General features: G+C 71.4%; 12 protein-coding genes. All 12 read left to right on the top strand.

What is annotated here, in order from left to right; genetic code table 11:
• The 12 genes from folE (at position 1) to MTQ12_RS08355 (ending at position 11,226) form a co-directional block, all read left to right on the top strand.
• Positions 1-564, top strand: coding sequence for a GTP cyclohydrolase I FolE (gene folE / locus MTQ12_RS08300; RefSeq protein WP_247618243.1), 564 nt, complete (start codon positions 1-3; stop codon positions 562-564).
• Between the two features lie 4 nt (positions 565-568).
• On the top strand, positions 569-1,504 hold the full coding sequence (folP, locus tag MTQ12_RS08305) for a dihydropteroate synthase (protein ID WP_247618244.1): 936 nt from the start codon (positions 569-571) through the stop codon (positions 1,502-1,504).
• On the top strand, positions 1,504-2,541 hold the full coding sequence (gene folK / locus MTQ12_RS08310; protein WP_247618245.1) for a 2-amino-4-hydroxy-6-hydroxymethyldihydropteridine diphosphokinase: 1,038 nt from the start codon (positions 1,504-1,506) through the stop codon (positions 2,539-2,541). Before folP ends, folK begins: the two co-directional genes overlap by 1 nt.
• On the top strand, positions 2,538-2,999 hold the full coding sequence (locus MTQ12_RS08315; RefSeq protein WP_137318058.1) for a DUF3180 domain-containing protein: 462 nt from the start codon (positions 2,538-2,540) through the stop codon (positions 2,997-2,999). The genes folK and MTQ12_RS08315 overlap by 4 nt, the downstream gene beginning before the upstream one ends.
• Positions 2,996-3,469 (top strand): PH domain-containing protein, encoded by a 474-nt coding sequence (locus MTQ12_RS08320; RefSeq protein ID WP_247618246.1) that lies wholly within the window; start codon positions 2,996-2,998, stop codon positions 3,467-3,469. The genes MTQ12_RS08315 and MTQ12_RS08320 overlap by 4 nt, the downstream gene beginning before the upstream one ends.
• 6 nt (positions 3,470-3,475) lie before the next feature.
• Positions 3,476-5,605, top strand: a complete 2,130-nt coding sequence (locus tag MTQ12_RS08325) for a PH domain-containing protein (RefSeq protein ID WP_247618247.1) — start codon at positions 3,476-3,478, stop codon at positions 5,603-5,605.
• A gap of 37 nt (positions 5,606-5,642) precedes the next feature.
• Positions 5,643-6,146: an Rrf2 family transcriptional regulator gene (locus MTQ12_RS08330; protein WP_137318055.1), complete on the top strand. Its 504-nt coding sequence runs from the start codon at positions 5,643-5,645 to the stop codon at positions 6,144-6,146.
• Between the two features lie 185 nt (positions 6,147-6,331).
• The gene (locus MTQ12_RS08335; protein WP_247618248.1) at positions 6,332-7,600 is read left to right on the top strand and encodes a globin domain-containing protein; all 1,269 of its coding nucleotides are present in this window, start codon (positions 6,332-6,334) and stop codon (positions 7,598-7,600) included.
• Positions 7,601-7,687: 87 nt separating this feature from the next.
• On the top strand, positions 7,688-8,581 hold the full coding sequence (locus tag MTQ12_RS08340; RefSeq protein ID WP_247618249.1) for a DUF2520 domain-containing protein: 894 nt from the start codon (positions 7,688-7,690) through the stop codon (positions 8,579-8,581).
• Between the two features lie 150 nt (positions 8,582-8,731).
• Complete coding sequence (lysS, locus tag MTQ12_RS08345; RefSeq protein ID WP_247618250.1) at positions 8,732-10,267, top strand: lysine--tRNA ligase; 1,536 nt, start codon at positions 8,732-8,734, stop codon at positions 10,265-10,267.
• Between the two features lie 328 nt (positions 10,268-10,595).
• On the top strand, positions 10,596-10,889 hold the full coding sequence (locus tag MTQ12_RS08350; protein ID WP_247618251.1) for a hypothetical protein: 294 nt from the start codon (positions 10,596-10,598) through the stop codon (positions 10,887-10,889).
• A gap of 10 nt (positions 10,890-10,899) precedes the next feature.
• Positions 10,900-11,226, top strand: coding sequence for an Lsr2 family protein (locus MTQ12_RS08355; protein ID WP_302630562.1), 327 nt, complete (start codon positions 10,900-10,902; stop codon positions 11,224-11,226).
• The last annotated feature ends 25 nt before the right edge of the window (positions 11,227-11,251 follow it).

The following is an 11,251-nucleotide window of genomic DNA, read 5'->3' on the forward strand; positions in this document are numbered from 1 at the left end:
ATGGTCGACCAGCCGCGCATCGAGGCCGCCGTGCGGGAGATCCTCGCCGCGATCGGCGAGAATCCCGACCGCGACGGCCTCAAGGGCACCCCGGCCCGCGTCGCCCGCGCCTACGAGGAGATCTTCTCCGGCCTCGGCCGCGACGCCGCCGAGGTGCTCGGCGTGCACTTCGACGTCGGCTACGACGAGATGGTGCTCGTCCGCAACATCGAGATGTACTCCACCTGCGAGCACCACCTCGTGCCCTTCCACGGTGTGGCCCACATCGGCTACATCCCGGGCACCGACGGGTACGTCACCGGGCTGTCCAAGCTCGCCCGGCTCGTCGACATCTACGCCCGCCGCCCGCAGGTGCAGGAGCGGCTCACCGCGCAGATCGCCGACGCGATGGTCACCCACCTCAACCCCGCCGGCGTCATCGTCGTCGTCGAGGCCGAGCACCTGTGCATGTCGATGCGCGGCGTGCAGCGCCCCGGCGCCTCGACGATCACCTCCGCGGTGCGCGGCCAGCTGCGCGACGGGGCCTCCCGCGCCGAGGCCATGAGCCTGATCCTGGGGAAGTGAGCCGATGCGGACGCAGATCATGGGCGTGCTCAACGTCACCGCGGACTCGTTCTCCGACGGCGGCCGCTGGCTCGACTTCGACCAGGCGGTCGGCCACGGCATCGCGCTGCTCGAGGCCGGCGCGGACATCATCGACATCGGCGGGGAGTCCACCCGCCCCGGCTCCGTCCGCGTGCCCGAGGACGAGGAGCTCGCCCGCGTCGTCCCCGTCACCCGCGAGCTCGCCCGGCAGGGCGCGGTGATCAGCGTCGACACCATGCGCGCCGCCGTCGCCCGGGCCGCACTCGACGCCGGCGCCCGCATCATCAACGACGTCTCCGCCGGGCTCGCCGACCCCGCGATGCTCGGCGTGGCCGCCGAATCCGGTGCCCCCATCGTCCTCATGCACTGGCGCGGCCTCCTCACCGACGCCCACGCGGAGTACACCTACGACGACGTCGTCGCCGAGGTGCGCACCGAGCTCAGCGAGCGGATCGACGCCGCGCTCGCCGCCGGGATCGCCGAATCCGACATCATCCTCGACCCCGGCCTGGGGTTCTCGAAGAACGCCGAGCACAACTGGCAGCTCCTCGCCGGCCTCGACGCCTTCACCCGGATGGGCTTCCGGCTGCTCGTCGCCGGCTCCCGCAAGCGCTTCCTCGCCTCCCTGCTCGACCCGCAGGACCCGGCCGGCGTGACGAACACCGACCGGGACTCAGCGACCGCCGCGATCAGCGCCTACTGCGCCCGCGCCGGGGCCTGGGCGGTGCGCGTCCACGAACCGCGCAGCTCCCTCATCGCCGTGCAGGTCGCCGAGGCGCTCGCCGAGCACGCCGCCCGCGCACCCGAGCTGCCGCTCGACCCGGCCGGGGCGGAGGACTCCCCGAGCCCGGAGGCGGCAGTCGGGCCGGGGACCTCCCGCCCGGCCCCCGGCACCCGACCGGACTCCGAGGTCCCCTGATGGACCGGATCCGGCTCACCGGGCTGCGCGCGTTCGGACACCACGGGGTGTTCGACCATGAGCGCACGGACGGGCAGGAGTTCCTCGTCGACCTCGAGGTGCCCGGAGACCTCTCCACGGCCGGGCGCGGCGACGCGCTCGCCGACACCGTCGACTACGGGGTGCTCGCCGAGGAGGCCGTCGCGGTGATCACCGGGGAGCCCTTCGACCTCATCGAGAGCGTGGCGGAGGGGATCGCCCGCCGCTGCCTGGCCCACTGCGCGCAGATCACCGTCACCGTCCACAAGCCGCAGGCCCCGATCCCGCACGCCTTCGCCGACGTGTCCGTCACCGTCACCCGCTCCCGAGGCGCGAGCAGCGCGGGCAGCCGGCCCGCCGGGACCGGTGAGGCGCAGGCCGGGACCGAGAGCGGTGGCGACGCGGCGCGGCAGCGCCCGGCCCGCGCGGTCCTCTCGCTCGGCGCGAACCTCGGCGAGCCGCTCACCGCGCTCCGCACCGCGGTCGCTGCGCTCGAAAGACACCCGCACATCACCGTCACCGCGGCCTCCCACGTGTACCGCACCGCACCCGTCGGCGGGGTCGAGCAGCCCGACTTCCTCAATGCCGCCGTCCTCGTCGACACCGCACTCACCCCGCTCGAACTCCTCGGCGTCGCCCAGGGGATCGAGGTCGCCGCCCACCGCACCCGCGACGTCCGCTGGGGCCCGCGCACCCTCGACATCGACCTCATCCGGTATGCCGCACCGGGTGCCGAGCTCGACGACCCGGCGCAGCAGATGCGCCTCGCGCTGCCCCGCCTCGACCTGCCCCACCCGCGGGCCGCCGAGCGCACCTTCGTCCTCGCCCCCTGGGAGGAGATCGCCCCCGGCGCTCGGGTGGAGGTCGCCGGTGCGGCCGTCGGCCTCGCCGAGGCGATCGCCCGTGCCGCCGACGCCGGCGGGATCGAGCGCACCGCGGACACCCTGGGGCCTGCGGTTCCGGAACCGCCCACCTCCCCGGCACCGCAGCCGGCTCCCGGGAGTGAGGAGGCGCGATGAAGCAGACCACCTCCACGCAGCTCTTCAGCTGGGGGTTCGTCGGACTCCTCGCCTCGCTCGCGTTCCACTACGTGTGGGAGTCGCTCGGCCAGGCGCTGCCCGGCCTGCCGTGGCCGGCGATCCTCGGGATGATCGTGCTCTCCCTCGTCCTCCTCGTCCTCGGCTGGCCGATCAAGAAGTGGAACGACGGCGACCGCAGCCGCGACATCGACCACGTCGCCGCCGCTCGCACGGCGATGCTCGCCAAGGCCGCCTCGCTCACCGGGAGCCTGCTCACCGGCTGGTACCTCGGCGCCGCCGCCTACCTGTTCATCAGCGCCGCCGGGGTGCGGGCGAGCGCCGCACTCGGCATGCTGCTCGCCGTCGCCGCCTCGGCGATCCTCATGATCGTAGGGCTCATCGTCGAGTCCTACTGCACCCTGCCACCCGACGACACCGCAGGAGCCGATCCCGCATGACCGACATCGAGTTCGTCCCCGTCAGCCGCAAGCTCATCCAAGTCCACCTCCTGGGACTGCTCATCTGGATGGTCCCGCTTCTCATCCCGATGATCGTGCTCGGCGTGATCTTCGAAGCCGTGCGTCCCTGGATGTGGGCCGCCGCCGCGCTGTGGCTCGTCGTCGTCGTGTGGAGTGCGATCGTCCTCATCCGCCAGGTCGGGCGGCTCGGGTACGCCGAGCGCCCCGACGACCTGCTCATCCGCCGCGGCATCCTCTTCCGCTCGACCACCGTGGTGCCGTTCGGGCGGATGCAGTTCGTCGACGTCAAGTCCGGGCCGATCGAGCGGCTGTTCGGGCTCGCCACCGTCGAGCTCCACACCGCCTCCGCCGCCACCGACGCCTCGATCCCCGGACTGCCCGCGGCGGAGGCCGAGCGCCTCCGCGATGCGCTCGCCGCCCGCGGCGAGGCCCGGCTCGCAGGGCTGTGATCGCCGATGACCGGAACGCCTGAACCCGGACTGCCCGAACCGCGTGTGCCCGAGCCCGGAGCGCCCGCCCGCGAGGTGCCCGCCTCCGGAACGCCTGAACCGGGGTCCTCGGCCCCCGACTTCACCGAGTGGCGGCGCGTCCATCCCCTGACCCCGGCACTCAAGAGCTGGCTGTTCATCCTCGCCGCGATCGGCGTGCTCCTGGCGCAGAGCCAGCAGTTCCTCCAGGAGCTCGTCACCGGCCGGTTCACCGGGACCAGCGGGCTCCTCGAGTGGCTGTTCGCCCACCCGCTCGCGGTGCTCGGCATCCTCGGCGGCCTCATCCTGCTCCTCGCACTCATCGGGTTCCTCAACTGGCTCGTGTGGCGGCGCACCGGCTACCACATCGACGACGAGGCGATCTACCTGCGCAAGGGCCTGCTCAACCGGCAGCTGCGCACCGCCCGGCTCGACCGGGTGCAGTCGATCGACATCAACCAGCCCCTCGTGCCGCGCCTGTTCGGGCTCGCGAAGCTGCGCTTCGACGTCGCCGGCGGCAAGGACTCCTCCGTCGACCTCGAATTCCTCGGCCGCGACCGTGCCGAGGCGCTCCGGGACGCGCTCCTCGAACGTGTGCGGGCGCTCCGCGCGGCCGAGGACAGCCGCCTCGCCGGCGGCCCGGCCGGTGCCGGTCCTGGTGCTGGACATGGCATCGCCCCCGGCACCGCCTCCGGCGCCGGCCCCGGAGGAACGTATCCCGGCGGTGCCGACCATCCCGGCGCCGTGAGTGCCGGGGGCGGGGTCCCCGGCGGCCCGGGAGCCGGCCCACCGGCCGCCGGGGCACCGACCGACCCGCACCTCGGCCCCGGTGGCGGCCCCGGTGGCGGTCCCGGAGCCCATCCGGGAGGCCACGCGGCGGGTGCTACGGGCAGCGCGCATGCGCCGGGTGCCGGACACGGCCGGGCGAGTGCCGCCTCGGCGCCGGGGGCGAACCTCGGCAGCCGGCTCATGGCGCGGATCGAACCGACCGCGGCCGGAGTGATCGGCGACATCGGCGGCACCCTCACCGACGTGCTCAGCCCGTACCGGGTGCGGGCGGGCGCCGACGACGACGGCCGGATCCTCCGCATCCCCGCCCACACCGTGCTGCTCTCCGGGCTGCTGTCGACCGGCACCCTCGTGACGCTCCTGTTCGTCCTCGCGGTGCTCGCCGGGTTCGTCGTCCTCGCCGTGCTCGGCCGCTGGGAGGCGATCACCGGAAGCGTGGTCGCGATCATCCCGCTCTTCGCGGCCGCCTACGGCATCGTGAAGAAGTCCTTCGACGAATCGAACTTCTCCGTCGCCGTCACCCGCGACGGGCTCGCCGTGACGCACGGGCTCACCACGACCACGCGCCGCATCATCCCGCTCGACCGGATCCAGGCGGTGCGGCTCTCGCAGCCGCTGCTGTGGCGCGGCCCCGGCTGGTGGCGCGCCGAGTACACGATCGCCGGGCAGGAGGGGGAGAAGAACTCGACGACCCTGCTGCCCGTCGGCTCGCTCGACCAGAGCCTCATGATGCTCGGGCTCGTCCTCCCGCACCCGGACGTGCCCGACGGCGTGAGCGGCCGCGAGCTCATGGTCGAGGCGATGTACGCCGGCCCCGCGCCGGGCGCGGATGCCGAACCGTCGGATGCCGACGGTCCGGGTGCCGAGAAGCCGGACGTCGAGGGGCCGCATGCCGAGCAGGGGAATGCCGGGGCGCGCGCCGCCGCCGCGCTGTTCCACCACCAGGACCGGGCCTCGCGCTGGCTCGACCCGCTGACCTTCCGGCGCAACGGCTGGGTCCGCACCGGCAGCATGCTCGTCATCCGCTCCGGCCGCTTCGACCGGCGCGTCGACTGCGTGCCGCATGCCCGCGTGCAGTCGATGCGGATGTTCGCCGGGCCCATCCAGCGAGCGCTCGGACTCGCGAGCGTCGATCTCCACTCCACCGCCGGCCCGGTCAAGCCGCAGGTGAGCCACCAGACGGCGGCGACGGCGGAGGAGTTCTTCTTCGAGCACGCGGAGATCACCCGGCAGGCCCGCGCCGCGCTCGACGCGCACACGGGCGGGCCGGATGTCATGGAGCCGCATAGCGGAGGGCCGAATGCTGTGGAGCACGGCCCGCTCCGTTAATTGGAGTTACAGACTCCGAATTAGGTACGGTGGAGCCATGCAGGTATCCCGGTTCACCGACCTCGGCCTCCGCGCACTCATGATGCTCGCCACGGCCGAGGCCGGGACGCGCATGACCACCGCCGAGCTCGCCCTGCGCCTCGAGGCCTCGGAGACGCACCTGGCGAAGGCGATCTCCCGACTGTCCGGGACCGGCGTCATCGCCTCACGGCGCGGGCGCACCGGAGGGCTCACACTCACCGAGGAGGGCCGCACCCGCCCGATCGGCTCGATCGTCCGCGAGCTCGAAGGGGTCGGCGCCGTCGTCGACTGCTCGACCTGCCCGCTGCGGGGGAACTGCCGGCTCAAGAGCGTTCTCGACCGCGCGGAGCAGGCGTTCCTCGCCGTCCTCGACGAGGTCTGCCTCAGCGATCTCGTCGACTCCCCGACCGGACCCGTGCTGCTGACCCTGCTCACCGGCTCGCCGGGCGACCCCGGGCCTGCGGTGCCTCCCTCCGAGCGTGCCGGCCCGGACTGCGGAAGACCGGCAGCGGTGTCGTGATCCCGGCCCTGCCCTGCCTTGCCCGACCCGATGCCCGCGCACCGACCGCCTCGGGCCCGGCCCGGTCCGATGCCCGGGCACTGACCGCCTCGGGCCCGGTGCCCGCGCGCTCCCCACAGATGTTCCACCAGCTCAGGCATGCCGCCGGCGGCGGTGTGTGAATCCGCAACAGTTCAGGAGAATCCATGAGCACGTCCGACCTCTACCTCGACGAGAAGGAACTCGACTCCATCGGCCTCACCCCGGAGCACGAGGAGATCATCAAGGCGACCCTGCCGCTCGTCGGGTCGAAGATCAACGAGATCACCCCGATCTTCTACTCCCGCATGTTCGAGGCCCACCCCGAGCTCATCGCCGACACCTTCAACCGCGGCAACCAGAAGCAGGGCGCCCAGCAGCGTGCGCTCGCCGCCTCCGTGGCGACCTTCGCCACCATGCTCGTCGACCCCGAGGCCCCGGCCCCGGTCAACCTGCTCTCGCGGATCGGGCACAAGCACGTGTCCCTGGGCATCACCAAGGACCAGTACCAGATCGTCCACGACAACCTCTTCGCCGCGATCGTCGAGGTGCTCGGCGAGGACGTCGTCACCCCGGACGTCGCCGCGGCCTGGGACTCCGTGTACTGGCTCATGGCCGACGTCCTCACCGACTTCGAGTACGACCTCTACCGCTCGGCCCGGGTGGAGCCCGGCGACGTGTTCCGTGCGACCACTGTGGTCGATCGCCGGGACCTGCCCGGCGACATCGCCCACTTCACCGTGCGCGCCGCCGAGGGCTCGGCGGACCTGCCCGGCCACCTCCCGGGCCAGTACGTGTCCGTCGGCGCACGCCTGCCCGACGGTGCCCGCCAGCTGCGCCAGTACTCCCTGGTGCGCGGCGGCAGCGCGGCCGGCGAGCTGTCCTTCGCCGTCAAGCGGATCCGTGCCACGGAGAGCGCCCCCGAGGGCGAGGTGTCCAACTGGCTCGGCGAGAACGTCCAGGTGGGCGACTCCCTCGAGGTCACCCTGCCCTCCGGCGACCTCGTGCTCGACACGCAGGCGACGAACCCGGTCGTGCTGATCTCCGCCGGGATCGGCGTGACCCCGATGCTCGGGATGCTCGACAGCCTGGCCGCGAGCGGTTCCGCCCGCACCGTGGTCGCGCTCCACGCCGACGACTCCGCCGAGGTCGACGCGTTCGGTGCCGCCCGCACCGGGTACGCCGCCGGTCTGGCCGAGGGCTCCGCGATCACCTGGTACGGCACCGGGACCCCCGACGCCGAGCTCCAGGGCGAGGTCCGCGAAGGCCTCATGGACCTCAGTGCGGTCGAGCTGCCGGAGGGCGCGAGCGTCTACATCTGCGGCTCCAACGGGTTCCTCCAGTTCATCAGGACGCAGCTGGACGAGCGCGGCGTCGCCGCCGCCGACGTCCACTACGAGCTGTTCGCCCCGAACGACTGGCTGCTCGACGCCTGAGTCGCACCACGGCGACTGCGTCCGTCGGCGCCCGGTAGCCTGTGTGGACTGGGCCCGGCGGACGCTCCGGGCAGGGGAGGGAGTGCGATGAATCTCGAGGATCAGACCCGGCTCGGGGTCGGCATCGTCGGCTGCGGGAAGGTCGGTGCGGTCATCGGCCGGGCGCTGCGGGCCGCCGGTCACGCCGTCGTCGGCGTCACCGCCACCTCCGAGGCGAGCCGCGACCGCGCCGAGGCGATGCTCCCAGGTGTGCCCGTCCTCGACATCGAGACCGTCGTCGAGCGCGCCGAGCTCGTCCTCTTCACCGTCTCCGACGACGTGCTCGGCGAGCTCGTGTCCGGGCTCGCCGCGCTCGGCCGCTTCAAGCCCGGGCAGATCATCATGCACTGCGCCGGCCGGTTCGGCACCGAGGTGCTCGGGCCCGCCGCCCGTGCCGGTGCCATCACCATCGCCCTGCATCCCTCGCTGTCATTCACCGGTACGAGCATGGACCTGCCGCGGCTGCAGGAGGCGACGATCGCCGTCACCGCCGCCCGCACCGTGCTGCCGATCGGGCAGGCGCTCGTCGTCGAGATGGGCGCGGAGCCGATCGTCGTCGCCGAGGCCGACCGCCCGCTCTACCACGCCGCGATCGCCCACGCCTCGAACCACACCGTCGCGATCGTCGGCCAGGCGCTCGAGGTGCTCGCCGGGCTCGGCATCGACGACGCCCCGCGGGTGCTCGCATCGCTGCTCCGCGCGAGCGTCGACAACACGCTGCAGTCCGGGCCGGGTGCGCTCACCGGGCCCGTGAGCCGCGGCGACGTCGACACCGTGCGCGCTCACCTCGAGGCGCTCTCCGAGCAGGCCGTCGAGGCCGGCTCCACCGAGGTGGGGGACACGTACCGGGCGCTCGCCCGGGCGACCGTGGCCCGTGCCCTGCGCAATGGCACGATCGACGACGCCAAGGCCCTGCAGATCATCGAGCTCCTCGAGAGCTGAGAAGCTCTGATTCCGGCCGGGCGGCCGGGACTGCGCGTGGTCTGCCGGGCCGGCGGGCGCCTCGGGACCCGCGGATTCCTGCCAGGCCGGCGGGCGCCTCGGGAACCGCGGATTCCTGCCGGGCGCACCGCACGCGGTAGCCTTGGAGCCATGCCAGAACTCGATCCCGCCCAGGCCGGTGCTGCCCCGGCCGACGCCCCGGACCACCTCGACCCCGAACAGCTGCGGATCCGCAAGGACAAGCGCGTCCGGCTGCTCGAGGAGGGGCAGGAGCCCTACCCGGTCCACGTGCCCCGCACCCACACCCTGGCCGAGGTGCGCGAGGCCTACCCCGCGCTCGAGGACGGGGAGGAGACCGAGGACGTCGTCGCCGTCGCCGGCCGCGTCGTGTTCTTCCGCAACACCGGCAAGCTCTGCTTCGTCACCCTGCAGGCCGGGGACGGCACCCGCCTCCAAGGCATGCTGTCGCAGAAGGAGGTCGGCAAGGAGCGGCTCGACGCCTGGAAGTCCGACGTCGACCTCGGCGACCACGTGTTCCTCCGCGGCCGGGTCATCAAGTCCAAGCGCGGCGAGCTCTCCGTCATGGCTTCGGAATGGCAGCTCGCGGCCAAGGCCCTGCGTCCGCTGCCCGCGCTCCACACCGAGCTCACCGACGAGACCCGGGTGCGCCAGCGCTACATCGACCTCATCACCCGCGACGCCGCGCGCCAGGCGGTCAAGCTCCGCTCCGACGTCATGATCTCCCTGCGCCGCACCTTCGCGGAGACCGGCTTCATGGAGATCGAGACGCCCATGCTCCAGACCCTCCACGGCGGCGCCGCCGCCCGGCCGTTCTCCACCCACATGAACGCCTACGACATGGAGCTGTTCCTGCGGATCGCCCCGGAGCTGTTCCTCAAGCGGGCGGTGGTCGGCGGCCTCGACAACGTGTTCGAGATCAACCGCAATTTCCGCAATGAGGGCGCGGATTCCACGCATTCCCCGGAATTCGCGATGCTCGAGGCCTATCAGGCATATGGCGATTATCATTCGATCGCGGATCTCACCAAGACGCTCATCCAGAATGCCGCCCGCGATGCCACCGGTTCGCTCCAGGTCACCCTGTCCGATGGCACGGAATACGATTTCGGCGGCGAATGGGCCGTCGTGAGCATGTATGATTCGCTGTCCGAGGAGGTCGGTGAGAAGATCACCGCGGAGACCAGCGTGGAGCGGCTCGCGGAGATTGCGCAGAAATACGATATCGATCTCGAAGGAGTGTTCCGCAGCCACGGCAAATACGTCGAGGAGATGTGGGAGCACTTCTATTCCGACCGGCTGTGGGCGCCGACATTCGTCGTCGATTTCCCGCTCGATACCTCGCCGCTCACCCGTGAGCACCGCTCGAAGCCGGGCGTGGTGGAGAAATGGGATCTCTATGTGCGCGGATTCGAGCTCGCCACCGGCTATTCGGAGCTCATCGACCCGGTGATCCAGCGCGAGCGCTTCGAATCGCAGGCCCGCGACGCCGCGCGCGGCGACGACGAGGCGATGGCGGTGGACGAGGAGTTCCTCATGGCCATGGAGTACGGCATGCCGCCCAGCGGCGGCATGGGCATGGGGATCGACCGTCTGCTCATGGCGCTCACCGGGCTGGGGATCCGGGAGACGGTGCTCTTCCCGCTCGTCAAGCCGCTCGAGAAGTGAGCGGACTCCGCTTCATCGTCAGATGGATCGCCCTGTGGTCAGCGACACTGCGAATTCCGGTTATCCGGTTCTGCATTCTGCGGTGACCCGCACAACTGCGCGGTGATCGATGGTAGCGGCCGATATCCCGCGCACGGTGCATTCGCCTCAGGTGCGGTTTATCGGCCCGATCCGGGCCGGATGCGGCGTTCCATGATATGCACATTCGAGCATATGCGGCGCGCGGTCACATGAAGTGCTCATCACGCGGTGGGAGAATAACCGTGTTGTCCAGATCATATTTCAGCTCTCTATTCGCCGCGGCGGTATTCGTCGGTTAGGATTCATTATGGAATACGTCAAAGTCCTCCTTCCTTCGATCTGTGTCGGACTGCTCTTCTGGTACGTCATCCGTTCCGTGGTCCGCGCCGACAGCATCGAACGGAGGGAGATGGACCGTTTCTATTCGGAGAACGAAGATTCCGCGGGTGAGTCCCCGGAATCCACGGGTGATCTGAATGATCTCCGTTCGTCCGGAGCGGATCCGACTCACGACGCACTGAATGCATCCGATTCGCCTGCGCACGACTCCACCGTGCCGGTCGAATCGACCTCCCGAAAGGACCCCGAACATGGCTCGTGAAATGAAACTCATGCTGACTGACGACATCGATGGCAGCGAGGCCGCGGAGACCGTGAGCTTCTCGCTCGACCAGCACAGCTACGAGATCGAACTCTCCAGCGCCAACGCCGCCAAGCTGCGCGAGGCCCTCGCCCCGTACATCGAGAAGGCGCGCCGCGTGGCCTCCCGCCAGCGTTCCACCGGTCGTCACCGCACCGGCGGCGGTGCAGGTGCCTCCTCGCGCACCGGCGCGGACACCTCGACGGTGCGCGCCTGGGCCAAGGCCAACGGCCACGACGTCTCCGACCGCGGCCGCATCCCGGCCGAGGTGTTCGAGGCCTACGACGCCGCGCACTGAGTTACGCGCAGTACTTGAACCGCAG

The organism is Brevibacterium sp. R8603A2 (genome assembly GCF_023072605.1).
Taxonomy (GTDB): domain Bacteria; phylum Actinomycetota; class Actinomycetes; order Actinomycetales; family Brevibacteriaceae; genus Brevibacterium; species Brevibacterium pityocampae.